Origin of the sequence: Desulfotomaculum sp. 1211_IL3151 (assembly GCF_036763075.1) — a bacterium.
Classification (GTDB): Bacteria; Bacillota; Desulfotomaculia; order Desulfotomaculales; family Desulfotomaculaceae; genus Desulfotomaculum.
Genome location: NZ_JBAIYV010000041.1, coordinates 44036 through 61063, shown reverse-complemented (window position 1 = coordinate 61063; position 17028 = coordinate 44036). Strand labels below are relative to the sequence as shown.

The following is a 17028-nucleotide window of genomic DNA, read 5'->3' as shown; positions in this document are numbered from 1 at the left end:
GAGTTTTTGTTCCCGCATTTATTAAACTATCTGGTCGATCCCTTTTTCATAAATTTGTCTAATCATCTCATCAATCTCAGGATCACTAATGGCCAGATCCTTAATTTCGTAGCGTTCGGAAATTTGGTTAATTAATTGGGAGGCGGATATTTGCCGGCGGTTAAAGCGCAGCCATTTGCGGTTACCCTCTTCACGGATAACTTCTGCTCCCGCCATAGAAAACCCTGATTCTTCACCCTCCAAGTCAATAATTAGCAGACGATGCTGGCCAAATTTTTCCTTAATCTTGGCCAGTTCACCGTCATACATAACTTGGCCCTTATCAATTAAAATCATGCGCCGGCAGAGTTTTTCTATATCGGACATATCGTGGGTGGTTAAAATAACCGTGACGCCCCGTTCCTGATTAATTTCCTTAATAAAGGTACGCATTCTTTCCTTGGCCACCACATCCAGGCCAATGGTTGGCTCATCCAGAAAGAGGATCGAGGGATCATGCAAAAGAGACGCCGCTATATCTGCCCTCATTCTTTGGCCCAGGGAAAGTTGGCGCACGGGAGTCTGCATAAATTCCCCCAGCCCTAAAATCTCAGCAAAGGTGTCCATGTTTTTCCGATAGCGCTGCTGGGGAATTTGAAATACCTGCTTGAGGAGTTCAAAAGATTCAATGGCAGGCAGATCCCACCAAAGTTGTGTCCGCTGGCCAAAGACTACACCAATTTGCCTGGCATTTTTTTGCCTTTCTTTATAGGGTACGATGCCATTGATCAAAATGTCTCCGGAGGTGGGTACTAATATTCCCGTCAACATCTTGATGGTGGTGGATTTGCCGGCACCATTGGGTCCGATATACCCAACCACTTCTCCGGCCTTGATGGTAAAGGAAATATCTTGCACTGCCATTTTGCTTAGATACTCCCGGTGAAAAAGGCTGCGTACAGCCCCCCACATACCCTCTTGCCGCTTGGCCACATCATACTGTTTGTATAAATGCTTAACTTCAATCAAACTCATGATTTCCTCCGTTCTTAGGAGCCAGCACTCTTATAATGATTTAAACCATGCATCCAAAAACGTAAACAGAGCCAAAAGAAAATCGGACCCACCACCGGACTTAAAAACCCCCAATAGGGTGCATAGCCGCCGCCGGTCTTATCCAATAAAAGCAAGGAAGGCAGGTAATTGACAAAGGCAAAGGGAAGGATAAAGGTGACTACCCACTGTACCCCCGGAGGGTAAATGGTCAGGGGATAGTTCATGAGGCTTTTGGCGGGCCACATGACTGCCCAGTATAATCGTTCCGACCGGGTGGTCCAAAAGGCGATGGCTGATATAAGGATTAAAAGTCCACCCTGGATCAGGGTGCCGCCAACCACTGCTCCCCCAAAAACAAGCCATTTCCAGAGGGGCCAGTGCATTTGAAGGTGATGGTAGGCCAATGCCACAGCGATCGTACTAAATAAAAATTGACCAAAGGCACCCACATCAAATTTCATGGCCATGAAATGAAAAAAGGGGTGCATGGGCCTTACTAAAAAACGGTCAAAGGTACCGTTAACAATATATTGATCCAACCCCCTAAAATGAAAGAAAAAAACCATGCATACACCCCAGGATAAAACCGCCAGGGCAAATAAAAAAATCAATTCCCAAAAGGTCCAGCCCTCTATGGCACCAAAGGAATATAGCAACACCCACATGGTAATAGCCGTACCGGCATAGGTCATGGCCCAACCCAAAATATTCATGACAAAGGCATAGCGATACTGCATCTGGGCACGGATGCTGGCACCTACCATATATAAGTACATACGAATGTTCCTCAACCAAATCTGCGGCATGAATCTTAGCCCCCTTGTACGACTACTTTCCTCGATGCCTTTAGCCAAACATAGCGTAAAACTGCATAAAACACAATTAGCCACATCACTTGCCCCAAGAGGGCATGGATCAAAGCCTGTCCAGTAAGTTCACCGATAAAAATAGAGTTGGGTACAAAAAAGATGGCTTGAAAGGGCAGCCATCCGGCCAAAGTGGCCAACCAGCCAGGAAAAAACCACAGGGGAATTACCGAACCAGAGAATAGTGAAATAGAGAAATAAAAAATATCTTCTACCCCACCTGTTTCCACCAGCCAAAAGCTAAACAGGCCAAAAGTTAGTTCAATACAGTAGCGTAACAAATAGCCCAAGACCGCCGACACCACAAACATACTCCATTGGTAAAGGGAGCTGGGCAAGGTGGTATCCAGCAGATAAAACAACAAGCCATAGAGAGGCAAAATTGCCGTTAAAAAATAAAAGGCAATGCTGCCAAAATCAGAAAACAACATACGCAGCGGGTAATCGTAAGGGCGCAGCAGTTCCATGGCAATATCCCCTGTGCGCACCCGCTCCTGTATCTCCCAAAGGGGTGTCCCGGCCCCATGTATCCCCTGCAGGGCTTGACTAATCAAGATATAGCCTAACATGGCCTCAAAGGATACCCCTTCCACTGTATCCTGTCCGCCATATAGCCCATACCAGATAAAACCCCACATGAACAATAACATAATATTTGAAATTACCCTGATCCAGGCATCAAAACGATAGGCCGCTGCCCTTTGAAAGGATTTGCGGGAAAATTCCCAGTACAATCTTAAACTTCCCATTGTCTCACCTAATCTAAAGTATACTGATCAAAGAATTCCACGCCGTTAACAGCACCAACAAAAAATGAAAATGGAGGTCCTACCCCCATCCGCTTCGCAGGGTTCAGGATAGCCTCTTTTATTCGGTTCACCCTGTTAACGATTATGTAAAAACTATACTAGTAAAAAGCTAATCCCGTCAATTATTGAATAAAGCACCTTGCCAAAGCAAAGTGCCCTACTTTTCTCTCAGTCTCAGGTTAAATCTGTGCTAAGGTACGCTTTAAAAACTCCCTGGTACGTTCTTGTGTTGGGTTATTAAAGATTTGTTCCGGGGGTCCTTCTTCTGCTATAACTCCCTTGTCCATAAATACTACACGATCAGATACCTCTTTGGCAAATCCCATTTCGTGCGTGACAATTAACATGGTCAGACCAGATTCGGCAAGTTCCTTCATTACTTTCAGGACTTCTCCTACCATCTCAGGATCAAGGGCTGATGTTGGTTCATCAAACAACATCACATCCGGTTCCATAGAGAGTGCCCTGGCAATAGCCACCCGTTGCTTTTGACCCCCTGATAATTGTCTTGGTTTGGCGTTAATATATTGATCCATACCAACAACCTTTAAATATTGCATGGCTATTTTTTCCGCCTCTGACCTAGACCGTTTTAGCACCTTTATTTGTCCGACTACACAATTGTTTAAAACGTTGTGATTATTAAATAGGTTAAACTGTTGGAAGACCATACCCAACTTGGTACGGTAAGCATAGATATCATGCTTATCATCCAAAATGTTTTCCCCTTTATAAATAATTTGACCACCACTTGGTTTTTCTAATAAATTAACGCAGCGAAGAAGGGTTGATTTGCCAGATCCAGATGAACCAATGATACAAACTACTTCTCCTTTGCTAACTGAAAAATCTATATCTTTTAAGACTTCGTGGGCCCCAAAGGATTTACTTAAATGTTGAATATCAATTATCTTTTCCATATGCTCCCTCCTCCGTCTATTTAATTTTGTTTTTTACGCAGCTTGTCTTCCGGCCTTTCTAATTGCATTTGATTACCTAACAGAATGTAATCATCGGGACCATCCAACCGCTTCTCAAAATAACGTAAAATTCTCGTTACTGTGTAGGTCATAATAAAGTAAATAATACACGCCACAAAGAATGATTCAAAATATCTAAAGTTGTTTCCTGCAACCGATTTTGTTTGGAAGAATAATTCCGAGACGGAAATTACGTTAAGCACCGAGGTGTCTTTGATATTAATAATAAATTCGTTGCCTGTTGCCGGTAGAATATTACGAATGACCTGTGGTATGACTACATTCGTCATTGTTTGAAAATGATTCATACCGATGGCATGGGCTGCTTCAAATTGTCCTTTATCAATCGATATAATACCACCACGAACGATTTCTGACATATAGGCCCCTGTATTAATCGATACGATAAAAATTGCTGCTACCAATCTGTTCATATCCACACCAAATGCTAAGGCAGAACCATAATAAATTACCATAGCTTGTACAATCATCGGTGTGCCACGGAAGAATTCAATATAAGCAGAAAGTAAAGCATTGATTACTTGGAGAGTGATCCGTTTGGCCCCACGTTCCGGCAGGGGAATGGTACGTATAACTCCTATTAGTAAACCGATGATAGATCCTATAATAGTACCAATAATAGAAATTAATAGTGTTATTCCCGCACCTCGAATGAACATTGGCCCGTAGTCTGCAACAATTTTTACGATCCATTCAAAGCTCATTTTTCTCCCCCTTATGATAAACGTCATAAAACCGGGTGCATTTTAATGCGCCCGGTTTCACTTAATCTTTATTTAGCTGCCGGTTGATTTTTAATAGCAGTATCCATGATGTTTGTACGTTCCTCTTCTGAGATACCTGCTAAGATGTTATTGATTTGTTCGGTTAATTCACTGCCCTTTTTAATACCTACTGCAATTGCTGTATCATCATCGGATGTATTAAAGCCTTCATTAAATTCTACCATAGCAAATTTTGGGTTAGCTGCTGAGGCACTAACACCCTCTGGACGTTCCGATACATACCCATCAATAATTCCTGACTCTAAAGCAACCCTCATGGTTGGGAAGTTATCCATTGCCGGCTGTTTGGCTACACCTTCAATTTGATCGATTACTGAATAGTGGAAGGTATTTAATTGGGCCGTTACTTTTGCCCCCTTGAAATCTTGGATGGAGGTAGCAGCTTCATAATTGCCACCTTTTTTAACAACCATAACTAAATCCGATTTATAGTAGATATCTGAAAAATCAATGGTCTTTTTACGTTCCGCTGTTGGTGACATACCTGCAATGATAGCATCAATTTTACCGGATGTTAATGCTGGTACCAGACCATCCCATTCCGTTTTAACAATGACTAATTCTTTACCCAATCCCTCTGCAATCTTTTTAGCAATTTCTACATCGTAACCGCCTGCATACTCGCCACTGCCATCAATCTTAACACCACCGTTGGAATCATTCATTTGTGTCCAGTTGAATGGTGCATATCCACACTCAAGTCCTACCTTAAACGTTCCGCCTGCAGCTGACTCATTATTCGTCTTGGGGCTGCTAGATCCACAGCCTGTTACTAGTAAAAGCATCGACAGAGACATTGCTAATAATAGTAGCACCTTTTTTCTCATAATTACTCTCTCCCCCTATTATAATAAATTAAATATACTATTCGATACTCATTCGGTCAACATAAAGATTTTGAAAAAGTAAATTGCAAAAATATTCTTTACATTTTTTAATATTATCATCATTTATTCGTTAGATCAAGAAAAAAACCAGCCATCATAAACAATTAAATAGGTGCTAGCATTCCATATATATTCCTCTTATCCATAAATTTACATACACAAGAATAACCGCAATGCTTATTGTCTGCGGTTATTCTTATAACAAATTGATAACCTTATTTTAATATAAGCTATCCTATATTTTATGCTACCTATATAGCTTAGCTACTCTCTTAAACTCTCGGTTTAAGGGATATTATTCTGTAGGTCACCGTTAGTCTCACTTGAAGGATCATTGCTCACCTGTAACTTAGGGTCTTTAAGAATGGTTCCCGGCGGTGCTATTCCCTGTGAGATAATTTGATTCCTTGCTTTATAAATACTGGTTGGCAATTTTTCCACCTTAATCACTTTATTGTCTTTCATAACGATGCGCTCTCCAGTAGCCCTGAAACCCTGGCCACCTTGCTGCCGCACCACCCGATCCCCCATGGGTATCCCACGATCATCTTCAACGATCGTTTTGGGATCGTAGGTCTCCTCAATCCAGCTGCGAATGACTACATCCCTTTTAAAATCTGAATTGCCAAAGATTTTAATGGTTAGAGTACCTCCCTTAACATAGGATTGTATATACAGCCAGTAATCGGTATTATTCTTAAATTTAAAATCAATGGCATCAAATACTACCGTAGCATCCCTGCCAATGGGGATATAGGTAATTGGTATGCTATGATTTTTTCTTTCAATGACCTCTAAGTTAGCCAGCAGCACAGCGTTATAAAGTGTGGTGGAAACCTGACAAACACCGCCGCCCAGTCCGTCCACCATCTCATTATTAATAATTACCGGAGCATTTTTATAGCCTGCCTCGGTACTGCGTGGCCCCACAACGTCATTAAAGGAAATAACTTCCTGGGGGCTAACTGTCAACCCATCAAGAGCCGCCGCTGCCACACTCACATTATAGGCTCGATTAACTTTGCTGGGGTCAAATTGGGTAGAAAACATTCCTAATAGCGTATCCACCCCCATGGACTGGATTTCTTCTGTGGTTCGTACTGGCGGTACCTCAATTAATTTCAAATCAATGGGTGATTGACTGCCAGCCAATAACGATTCCTTAATGTTTAATTCTAATTGTTCGATATCAATTAATCTGCCATTATGGCCAGGAGATATTTCCACTGTTTGATCTGAATTTATGATTAAACCAGCCTCCCGGGGTGGTAGAATAATAATCTCTGCTACCTCCGTCACATTTCTTTCCAATAACTCTTTGTCTAAGGAGATTTCTGGTTTTAAATAGATCCCCCGAAAAGCCTGCCTGCGCTCTAAAAACTTTTGCCACGGGGATCCTTGACGTCCAATGGCCATAGCCCGTTGGACCTCTCTTGAACAGTCTATCTTTAATCCCACTTGATCCATCGGCAATACCCAGGTTAAATCGTCGTATTTTACTTTGATTGGCTTTTTAAATTGTTGTTCCAGCTTTTGCATCGAGAGTAAGGCTTGGTTATAACTAAGCAGGGACATGTCCTGATTCTGTATATATATGCCGGGTAATATTTTATTTTGAGGTGCAAAACTCATTTGAGAGGCTATCAAAAAAACGACCATCATCATAATAACTGGTAAGGATATTAAAGCAAATAGCTTTTTTCTTTTTGGCCCCAAAGCAATCCCCCCCCTCCGAACGTAGAACTTATCCTAGCTATATCTTACTAGGGACATGCATTTGCTATTCCTATAAAAGTGCTGGAAAATAGAAAAAAACCAGACAGATTAAAATGCCCTTTAAGAGGATCCATTTTAATCCAGTCTGGTTTTCTTTAATATTTTATTTACTCGCCGTCCTCAGCGGTTACCATCTCTTCCCATGCATCGGCAACCTTTTCCCACTCTTCATCACTTTCAATATCTACGAGAATTTCATTATCGTCTTCGTCCTTGGCAAATTTTAGAATAACTGCCTCGTCAGTCTCATCTTCTACAGGTAGTAAAATTGCATACTCGGAACCCTCTACTTCTATAACGTCGATAACGTTAAAATCATGTTCAGCTCCATCTTCATCAATAAGGGTAATTACTTCATCTTGTTCCGGCATAATCTGCACCTCGTTTCCAAAAGTTGTCTGTATTGTATCCAAAAAAACATTTTCTGTCAAGAAATTCCTAATTAATAATGGTTTACTTTGCCCCAGCGTCTAAGTAACCCTGCAAAATAACCGCAGCAGCCATTTTGTCAATGACTTTCTTTCTTTTGCTGCGACTGACATCCGCTTGGATTAACATTCTCTCTGCGGCCACTGTACTCAATCTTTCGTCCCAGGTCTTAATTGGCAAATCAATATTTTCTTTTAAATCTTCAATAAAGGCTAACACCTTTTCACCCTGGGGACCAATGGTGGCATTCATATTTTTGGGCATGCCCACTAAGATTTTCTCCACCGCATATTCGTCTATTATTTGGCATAAACGATTAATATCTTTTTCTAAGGTATTCCGGCGAATAACTTCCAAACCCTGGGCCGTCCAACCCAAAGGATCGCTTAAAGCAACCCCAATGGTTTTGTCACCCACATCCAGGCCCATAATCCTCATCTGCAAATCTCCATTTCTATATAACTTTGATAGCAAAAAGCGGACATACTGCGCCACAGTAACCACATAGGCGACACAGTTCCCCGTCTACTCTTGCCTTCCCCCCGTGTAACTTCAGGGCCCCAGCGCCACACTTTTGGACGCAGGCACCACATCCCTCACACCAATCATCAATATGCAAACGCCGTGGTTGCCTGGCTACCCTTTCCTGTAGATCCTCTGGTATATAAGTTTGGCTAAAAAAGCGAGTATTATAATCTACTTCGTTAAAATTTTGCATACCGACAGCAATGGAAGCCAATTCTGGGATACCCAAGACAAAGTTTAATGCCTCTTGGGAATTGGCAAGTAAATTGCCCCCTCCCAAGGCTTTCATGCCATAAATGCCCTTTCCTGCGGCATGGGCCATTTTTATAGCAGACAGCATCTCCGCTGCACTGCCATCGGCAATACCCACCCCTGCCCTATTAATAATGGGATGAATGACCTCAAGCTCTGGCATGTCCACCGCAGCCCTGACCGCTGCCACATGGTGGGTAGAGATTCCCACAGCCCGTACCAAACCTTTGCTCTTGGCCTCCAGTAGATACTCAATGGCCTCCCAATGCCCCTTGATGGTCAGTAGGGATTCCTGTTCATGAAGCATAAAAATATCAATGTACTCCCGGTCAATGCCTCTAAGGGCAGCCTCCAAGCTTTCCTTCATGCCATCTCTGGTATAGGCATAGCACTTACTGCAAATAATCACTTCTTGTTTTCTATTTTTTATGGCCTCACGAATATATGGATAGGTGCCATACAATTCGGCAGTATCCATAAAATTAACACCCCGGTCCAAGGCACTGGCAATCACTGCCGCTCCTTGCTCCACTGGTAAATTAGCCTGCAAGGGTCCAATGGTCAGAGCCCCGAAACACAAACGGGACACCGTTAACCCTGTGTCCCCAAGCTCTCTATATTCCATATTACACCTCCAACAAAAACAAACCCCTATGAGGGGTTATTTCTGCTCCAGGTAGTTTTTAACAAGTTCTTCCAGCAGCTCGTCTCGTTCCAATCGACGGATCATACTGCGAGCATTCCCATGACTAGTGATATAGGCTGGATCACCAGATAATAAATAACCTACCAATTGGTTTATGGGGTTATAGCCTTTTTCCTTTAATGCGGCATAAACAGCCAGCAGTATTTCACGGGCCTGGTTAACTTCTTCCGCCTGGACTTTAAACATTACTGTTTCTTGTGAAAAATCTTGAGCCACGGCAAAGACCTCCCAGTCCTAATATTTCCTAACATAGAAATATTAATTCAACATTATCTTTCATTTTCCTTTTATATTTCTAAAATAAATTAATATTGTATACCTTATACAAATCCCCCCTAAGCTGACAATAGCGGTAAATACTACTGTCTCCCAGGGGGGATTTGTTTATACTGTAATTAATAGGACATTAATCTAAACAGATGCTGCAGCAGTGGGTTGACGTAGGCTGTTCCCTCTTGCCGCGAGGTTTCCCTTTTGACATCTTTTCCATTTGCAATGGGTTCCTGCATTTTTGCTTTAACCTTGGCATACTCTTGATGAACACTTTCCATTTGCACTGAGATGGTTTCGGCTGCTTCCTGCATCTTCTGCATAAAAAGCATAAACTCTGCCATTTCCTCTTTAAAGCCTGGCCGGCGGTTTAAACCCATCATCAGTAACGTTCCCATAACTTGAATATGATCAACGCTTAAGTTTAAGTTAAGGCCTGGTATACCAGTCTGTACCGGCAACCCCTTTGACGGGGAACCGGGCCTCCTAGGTTGAAAAAACATCAAGACCCCCCCTTCCTAAAAACACAAGATTTCTGATCTTTCATCATATGACTTTTTGGAAGAGAAGGTTACAAGTATAGCCTTCCGCTTGATGGCATGAACCATGGGCCTTGGAGGTCAGGCTGCCGTATTTACATAGTTTATGCAAATACGGCAATACCCCTTCTATTGATTTTTCTGGGAAAGATAGCCCAACGAATTTGCAGGTGCTATCGTTATCCCCCTCGCGGATGCAACACACCTTCCTTAGCCCTGTATTTTAACAAACATTATAATATAGGAAAGGAGAGACATTCGTCCCTCCTTTCCTATATTATATTAAGCCCTTGGCTCTTCACCAAACCATTTTTTATAAATCTCCGCATACTTACCATTCTCTTTTATCTTTTTCAACCCAGCATTAATATCATCCAAAACTTTCTGCTTATCCTTAGGCACAGCAATACCATATTGCTCAGAAGACATGATATCGCCCACCATTTTCACATCTTTGTTCCCCTGTTGAATAAAATAAGCGGCAACCGGATAGTCAATAATAACCGCATTTGCAGCACCATTTTTCAATTCCTGAAGGGCTTGATCAGCACCAGTAAAGTAAGTCACCTTGCCTTTATCGGTGGCTTTTTCAGCCTCCATGGCACCGGTAGTACCACTCTGTACAGCAATGGTCTTACCTTTTAAGTCTGTAATACTCTTTACATCATTCTTGCTGGTCTGCACAACAACAATTTGCCCGGCTTTATAATAAGGTTCACTAAAATTAACTGCCTTTTGGCGATCGGGTGTAATCGTCATGGCAGTAGCAGCACAGTCAATCTGACTGCTCTGCAATGCAGGAATAATGCCGTCAAAGGCCATACTCTGAAACTCCAATTGATAACCCATTTCCTCTGCAATGGCTGCAATCAGATCCAGGTCAAACCCCACATACTGCCCACTGGCATCAGCAAACTCAAAGGGCGGAAAAGTTGCATCCGCAGCAGCCACTAACTTCTTCTTACCACCATCCTGGGCAGGTGACTTGGCTTCCTCCTTACCCGTACAACCTACCGCTGCCAAAGCCAAGGTAAGAATAGCCAGGCAAGTTATCCCATACTTAAATACCCTCTTCAATACTACTTCCTCCCTAGAGTTATTCTGTTTTTATCAGACAAGACAAAATTCGACAAATTATTACACACTCCTTCTTATGATCTGCAAATCCAATAAGAAATATTCCCTTGGGGGACAAGGGGACAGGTTAAGACCACTGAAAAAGGTAGCACAAGGGGACGGTTCTTTTGTGTTGTTCCATAGAGCAACACAAAAGAACCGTCCCCTTGTGCTCTTTGCTCTCTTGGCCAACTGAAAAGCGACAGAGAGAATTTCCCCCTGTCGCTCTTTGCTATTTCATTTGTTTTTCTACTACCTGGTGTACGGTGTCAATGGCTTCCTGTAATTTTTCTGGGTTTTTGCCCCCTGCTTGGGCCATGTCTGGACGACCGCCGCCGCCGCCGCCGACCATTTTGGCAATTTCTTTCACTAAATTACCAGCATGCAATCCCTGACCATGGAGGTCTTTGGTCACAGCCGCCACTAAATTCACCTTTTCACCGGCGGTACTTCCCAATAGGATCACACCACTGCCCATTTTATCCCGGAGCATGTCCACCATACCCCTTAAATTGTCCATATCCGGGGCTGCTACCACTGAGGCCAGCACAGACACTCCCTTTACTTGCGTTATGCGGCCTAAAATATCCTGCACCTCGGACTTAGCTAGTTTCGTCCTGAGTGCCTCAATTTCTTGCTCCAGGGCTTTGTTATGCTGAACCAGGGCCTCTGTACGGCGTACCACTTCCTGTACCGGGCTTTTAATCACAGCAGCGAGTTCTTCTAGTTGTGCTTCCTTGGCCCCAAGGTATTTTAATACACCAAGGCCTGTCACTGCTTCAATCCGGCGCAGCCCGGCACCAACACTGGTTTCATTAAAGATTTTAAACAGACCCACTTCGGCAGTGGACGTTAAATGCGTACCACCACAAAGCTCCAAGCTGAATTCACCCATTTTGACTACTCGCACCTGTTTGCCATACTTTTCACCAAAGAGAGCTGCTGCTCCCATTTCCTTGGCCTTGGCCAGAGAAGTTTCAAAGGTTTCGATGGAATAATTAGCTAATACAGCTTGGTTGACGATCTCTTCTATGCGTAGAAGCTCTTCCGGGGTCACAGCTGCATAATGGGTAAAATCAAAGCGCAGGCGATCTGGCTCTACCAGGGAACCGGCTTGATTAACATGTTCACCCAACACTTCTTTTAGTGCTTTATGTAATAGGTGAGTGGCTGAGTGGTTCCTGGCAGTGTCTTGACGCCTTGGTTGCTCAACCTTAACCTTCACCGAGTCGTGCCTCTTGAGTACACCGGAGAGCACCTTGCCACGGTGCACAATTAAACCCTCAACTGGCTTGTTAACGAAGCTAACTTCAACTGACAGGTCGGGTCCTATTAACATGGCATGGTCTGTTATCTGGCCGCCGGACTCTGCATAGCAGGGGGTAACATCCAGGATGATTTCTACTTCCTCCCCAGCCACTGCGGATAGCTCTTGCAAACCATCTTTTAAGATCGCCATGACGTTGGAGTCTGTATCTAAGGTACTATAACCGTTAAATCTAGTATCGCCTAACTCTTCCCGTAAGGCCTTATACAAAACACCCCGTTCAGAGATGTACTCAATTTCCTGACGAGCACTGCGAGCCCGCTTGCGTTGTTCTTCCATGGCGGCATTAAAGCCATCCTCATCCACCGTTAACCCCTGTTCAGCGGCAATTTCCTGGGTAAGTTCCAAGGGGAAACCAAAGGTATCATATAGCCTAAAGGCATCATTACCAATTATTTCACTGGCTCCGCTGGCCTTGGCCTCACTAATCAAGGTAGCAAGGATATCACTGCCTGCGGCCAGAGTTTCCAAAAATCTTTCTTCTTCTGTATGGATTACCCTTATTACATGGCCACTCTTTTGCTTCAGCTCGGGATAGGCATCCTGCATTTGCTCAATGATTGCCTGGGAAACCTTATAAAGAAAGGGTTCATGCACCCCTAAGACCCTGCCAAAACGAACGGCCCGACGCAGCAAACGACGGATTACATAACCACGCCCCTCGTTGCCAGGTAAAGCACCATCGCTAACCGCAAAGGTAACTGCCCGACAGTGATCGGCAATTACTTTTAAAGCTAAATCCGTGTCCGCAGCTTGGCCATATTTATGCCCTGCCAGATTGGCTGTAAAATCCATAATTTCCCTAAAAATATCGGTGTCAAAGTTAGAGGCTACACCCTGCAGTACGGACGCAACACGCTCCAATCCCATGCCTGTGTCAATACCTTTGCTTTCTAGAGGAGAATAATTTCCCTCTTCGTCCCGGAAGAACTGGATAAAGACAAGGTTCCAAATTTCCAGGAAACGGTCACAATCGCAGCCCACCTGACAATCTGGGGCACCGCAACCCCTGGCTTCCCCTAAATCCACATAGATTTCTGAACAAGGGCCGCAGGGACCAACACCAATCTCCCAGAAGTTGGTATCCTTTCCCAGGCGAACAATTCGTTCGGCAGGTACACCCACCGTCTTATGCCAGATTTCAAAGGCCTCATCATCATCTTGGTAGATGGTAATCCATAATTTATCCTGGGGTAAATTCAGTTCCTTGGTAATAAATTCCCAAGACCAAGGAATGATGCTTTCTTTAAAATAATCACCAAAGGAGAAATTCCCCAACATCTCAAAAAATGTATGGTGTCTGGCTGTACGCCCAACTGACTCAATATCCGGTGTGCGAATACATTTCTGGCAGGTTGTTACCCTTTTATATTCCGGTACGGCTTGTCCCGTAAAGTAGGGTTTGAAAGGTACCATACCTGCAGCAGTCCAAAGGATACTCGGATCATTATGAGGTATCAGTGAAGCACTGGGCAAAATTTGATGGGCATGCTGCTCAAAAAATTTCAGATATTTCTCCCTAATCTCTCTTCCGGTCAACAATTTATATTACCTCCTGTTTGGTGAATAAACCAGGTTAATCGGCATCTTACTACATTATCCTTCAAATATTTATATTATAGCAATTTTATCTAGTGGTCAAGCTAGCGAAGGTGCTTATACACGTTCGTTCAAACTTTTTAGATTTCTTTTCTCTCTAAATTAATTTTTGCCAGACAAAGGAAATCATTATTTTTACCATGGCCGCCAGGGGAACCGCCAATAGCATACCGCCAATGCCAAATAAATGGCCCCCAGCCAGTAAGGCCACAATGATGGCCAGGGGATGTAAACCAACCCGCTGCCCTAAAATTCTAGGAGAAATAATGTTGCCCTCTAATTGCTGAATAATAAAAACAATAACCAATACCTTAAGGACCATCCATTTCGAATGCAACAGTGCCATTGCCAATGCCGGCACAGCACCAATTAGGGGACCAAAATAGGGGATTAGTTCCGTAACTCCTGCTATAATACCAAGCATAGCAGCAAATTCAAGGCCAATCAGCATAAAGGACAGGCTAGTTAAGACACCAATGATCAGCACTACCGTCAAATGTCCCCTGATAAAACTAGCAAAAACAAAGTCTATTTCTTTGGCCAGATAAAAAACATCAGCCGCTATTTCTTTAGGAATAATGGATCGTGCCCAACTTTTCAGCAGATCCAAATCTTTCATTATGTAAAAGGCCAAAACGGGGGCTAATACAACATTAAAAAGGTTACTCAGGATGGTCATCAGTAAATCGATTGATTTTCGAACCACAGCCAATAGCTGTGACTCAACCCAGCGAATTCTTTCATCTACAATCTGCTGCACCCCAGGAGGCACGGAACTGTGGTCAAAGGAATGTTGAATGTTTAGTACCATTAACTTCACTCGGTCTGTGTAAAGGGGAATACTTTCAACCAGCCTTTCCAATTGGTTAACCATTCTAGGAACACCATACATAAGCAAGCTGGTAACAATAATGATGACACCCAAATATAAAATTAATATGGCTGCAACCCTGGAGGCGCCCCGTCTTTGCATACGGTCAACCATAGGGTTTAACATATATACCAACACAACGGCCAAAATAAAAGGGACAAATAGTCCTCGGACGAGATAGAGAAAATATAGAATAAGTGAAATTAACAAAGAAAGAAAAAGATAACGATAGGTACACTTTTCCTTCCACCAGGCCATAGTTTCCTCCTTCGAGCTAAAATAATGGGTCAATGCCCGGTAGTTAGAAAAGCTTGGCTCGTTTGCCCTTAAGGGTGCGCCATACCCTAAAGGGCATCACCTAAAGGTCCCAGGCAAGAGCCTATAGCGCACCCTCTTTAGGGCACAAGCGAGCCTTAGCTTTTCTGTCCTGATAAGGTGCCGACCAGCGGCATGAGAGTCTTATACGATCATCCTTACAATCGGATGCTTTCTGATTAGTATAAAAAAGTGAGGACCGATGTCCCCACTACTTTCATTTACCTGATTATATCATTTACTTTTCTGGACATACCCTTCATCATCCTTTGGGCACGACGACTGGCATTACGGGTACTATTCATTATTAAGCGTTCTGGCTTGCGTTGTGGTTTAAATACCATGCCCAGTGCAGCACCAAGCAGACTGCCAGTAATAACTCCCCGCCAAAATCCCATCTTTAACTCACCCCCTAGGACTTAATACAAGCCTGTATTGTGTGGGTCAAAGGAAACCAAACTGCCATCTTCAGCCACTTCGAAAACATCTACACCTTCTCTGTTCATACGGTATTCCACACAGCAGTCCCAGCAATAATACTGATCAATGCCAACTTTTCCGGTGGCTTTACCTCCACAAACCGGGCAATTCACTTTATAGGGCCCCCTTAGCTAACTAAAATCTGCTGTAACTATTATTACCATGTAATCAAGTAATCATGCACTTAACAAAAATTTTAATCGAAGATAGCCAAATTTCTTAAATTGAAGGAATTGTCTAAACTTTTGTATAATTAAAACCATTAACTCATTCCACTTATACACAGAGGTGCTAAGCATGAATGTATTTAAATTTGTGTCCCCGGAAATTATCTTTGGCCCGGATACCATCTGGGAATGTGGTATCCATGCCGTGCGTTTGGGAGCCAAGCGTGTCTTTGTGGTAACCGATAAAGGGGTACGTGCCAGTGGATGGTTGGCTTGTGTATTGGAAAGTTTGGCTAAGAACGGTTTGGAATATGTCGTTTGGGGAGATGTCTCCCCAAACCCTAAAGATTATGAAATCAATTGCGGCAGCATTCAATACATCGAAAATAGCTGTGATTCTTTACTGGCTGTGGGGGGAGGCAGTCCGATTGATGCGGCCAAAGCGGTGGCTTTGCTGGTTTCCAATGGGGGCAAGCTTTCGGAATATGAAGAAGTAGATAGTATTACCCGTCCCTTACCGCCCATTATTGCGGTTACCACCACAGCCGGTTCAGGCTCTGAGGTTTCCCAATTTTCCATCATCCTTAACGCACCGGAAAAAAGAAAAATGACCATTGTCTCCAAATCCCTCATACCCTATGTTTCCATTCATGATCCTAATCTTCTAGAAACCCTAAGCAATCAATCTATGATTTATTCCGGGGTACATGTTTTGACCCATGCGATCGAGTCCTATGTCTCAAAGGGTGCCACCCCCATGACGGATTTATTTGCCATCAATGCCATCAAGCTGTCAGCCAATAGTTTACGTCAGGTCAAGGGTGGTTCCCGTAGCAAAGAGTTAAACCACTGCCTGGCCATGGCCAATCTCAATGCCGGGCTGGCCTTTTCCAATGCAATTTTAGGAGCAGCGCATGCCATCACCCATCAGATTAGCGGTTGGTTTGACATACCCGCAGGAATTGTAGATGCTGTGCTGTTGCCCCATGTGGTAAAGTACAACTTGTCAGCCAATCGGGTAAAATATTCCAATATTACGGAAGCCCTGGGGGAAAATATTACTTCCATCGAAGATGGCTCCGATCGGGTTATTGATGCCATCGCGAGTTTATTTAGAGAACTGGAATTACCGGATAAGCTTTCTGATTTGCATGTTAATCTAAATCTCTATCCCATCCTTGCTCAGAATATAATTAAAGACATTTGTTTAGTGGCCAATCCTAAGCAAATGGAATTAAATGATGTCATCGCATTACTAAGAAGGGCTTACTGA

The 17028-nt window shown here is 43.3% G+C and carries 18 protein-coding genes; 1 reads left to right on the top strand and 17 read right to left on the bottom strand.

Features of this window, described 5'->3' with window-relative positions:
- Nucleotides 1-21: 21 nt before the first annotated feature.
- From V6C11_RS11135 to V6C11_RS11055, 17 genes are all read right to left on the bottom strand, one after another.
- Entirely contained in the window at nucleotides 22-1014 is a 993-nt protein-coding gene (locus V6C11_RS11135; protein WP_333531235.1) for an ABC transporter ATP-binding protein, read from the bottom strand.
- Between the two features lie 14 nt (nucleotides 1015-1028).
- Complete coding sequence (locus V6C11_RS11130) at nucleotides 1029-1841, bottom strand: ABC transporter permease (protein WP_333531234.1); 813 nt, start codon at nucleotides 1839-1841, stop codon at nucleotides 1029-1031.
- Nucleotides 1842-1846: 5 nt separating this feature from the next.
- A complete protein-coding gene (locus tag V6C11_RS11125; RefSeq protein ID WP_333531233.1) occupies nucleotides 1847-2635 on the bottom strand; it encodes an ABC transporter permease in 789 nt (262 codons plus the stop codon).
- Nucleotides 2636-2889: 254 nt separating this feature from the next.
- Nucleotides 2890-3630, bottom strand: coding sequence for an amino acid ABC transporter ATP-binding protein (locus V6C11_RS11120; RefSeq protein ID WP_333531232.1), 741 nt, complete (start codon nucleotides 3628-3630; stop codon nucleotides 2890-2892).
- Nucleotides 3631-3650: 20 nt separating this feature from the next.
- A complete protein-coding gene (locus V6C11_RS11115) occupies nucleotides 3651-4415 on the bottom strand; it encodes an amino acid ABC transporter permease (RefSeq protein ID WP_333531231.1) in 765 nt (254 codons plus the stop codon).
- 68 nt (nucleotides 4416-4483) lie between these two features.
- Nucleotides 4484-5323 carry a transporter substrate-binding domain-containing protein gene (locus tag V6C11_RS11110; RefSeq protein WP_333531230.1) on the bottom strand — a complete coding sequence of 280 codons (840 nt, stop codon included), beginning with the start codon at nucleotides 5321-5323 and terminating at the stop codon, nucleotides 4484-4486.
- Between the two features lie 345 nt (nucleotides 5324-5668).
- Nucleotides 5669-7099 (bottom strand): VanW family protein, encoded by a 1431-nt coding sequence (locus V6C11_RS11105; protein WP_333531229.1) that lies wholly within the window; start codon nucleotides 7097-7099, stop codon nucleotides 5669-5671.
- 167 nt (nucleotides 7100-7266) lie between these two features.
- Nucleotides 7267-7530 (bottom strand): DUF1292 domain-containing protein, encoded by a 264-nt coding sequence (locus V6C11_RS11100; RefSeq protein ID WP_333531228.1) that lies wholly within the window; start codon nucleotides 7528-7530, stop codon nucleotides 7267-7269.
- Nucleotides 7531-7612: 82 nt separating this feature from the next.
- Nucleotides 7613-8026 (bottom strand): Holliday junction resolvase RuvX, encoded by a 414-nt coding sequence (gene ruvX, locus V6C11_RS11095; RefSeq protein WP_333531227.1) that lies wholly within the window; start codon nucleotides 8024-8026, stop codon nucleotides 7613-7615.
- A 16-nt stretch (nucleotides 8027-8042) separates the two neighbouring features.
- On the bottom strand, nucleotides 8043-8990 hold the full coding sequence (locus V6C11_RS11090; protein WP_333531226.1) for an aldo/keto reductase: 948 nt from the start codon (nucleotides 8988-8990) through the stop codon (nucleotides 8043-8045).
- Nucleotides 8991-9026: 36 nt separating this feature from the next.
- Nucleotides 9027-9287: an IreB family regulatory phosphoprotein gene (locus tag V6C11_RS11085; protein ID WP_333531225.1), complete on the bottom strand. Its 261-nt coding sequence runs from the start codon at nucleotides 9285-9287 to the stop codon at nucleotides 9027-9029.
- A 179-nt stretch (nucleotides 9288-9466) separates the two neighbouring features.
- A complete protein-coding gene (locus V6C11_RS11080) occupies nucleotides 9467-9844 on the bottom strand; it encodes a hypothetical protein (protein WP_333531224.1) in 378 nt (125 codons plus the stop codon).
- Between the two features lie 318 nt (nucleotides 9845-10162).
- A complete protein-coding gene (locus V6C11_RS11075; RefSeq protein WP_333531223.1) occupies nucleotides 10163-10957 on the bottom strand; it encodes a basic amino acid ABC transporter substrate-binding protein in 795 nt (264 codons plus the stop codon).
- A gap of 271 nt (nucleotides 10958-11228) precedes the next feature.
- On the bottom strand, nucleotides 11229-13862 hold the full coding sequence (gene alaS / locus V6C11_RS11070) for an alanine--tRNA ligase (protein WP_333531369.1): 2634 nt from the start codon (nucleotides 13860-13862) through the stop codon (nucleotides 11229-11231).
- Nucleotides 13863-14019: 157 nt separating this feature from the next.
- A complete protein-coding gene (locus tag V6C11_RS11065) occupies nucleotides 14020-15051 on the bottom strand; it encodes an AI-2E family transporter (RefSeq protein ID WP_333531222.1) in 1032 nt (343 codons plus the stop codon).
- A 278-nt stretch (nucleotides 15052-15329) separates the two neighbouring features.
- Nucleotides 15330-15506 carry a YtxH domain-containing protein gene (locus V6C11_RS11060; RefSeq protein ID WP_333531221.1) on the bottom strand — a complete coding sequence of 59 codons (177 nt, stop codon included), beginning with the start codon at nucleotides 15504-15506 and terminating at the stop codon, nucleotides 15330-15332.
- A gap of 21 nt (nucleotides 15507-15527) precedes the next feature.
- A complete protein-coding gene (locus V6C11_RS11055; RefSeq protein WP_333531220.1) occupies nucleotides 15528-15701 on the bottom strand; it encodes a hypothetical protein in 174 nt (57 codons plus the stop codon).
- A gap of 184 nt (nucleotides 15702-15885) precedes the next feature.
- On the opposite strand from V6C11_RS11055, the gene V6C11_RS11050 reads away from it, so the two are divergent.
- A complete protein-coding gene (locus V6C11_RS11050) occupies nucleotides 15886-17028 on the top strand; it encodes an iron-containing alcohol dehydrogenase (protein WP_333531219.1) in 1143 nt (380 codons plus the stop codon).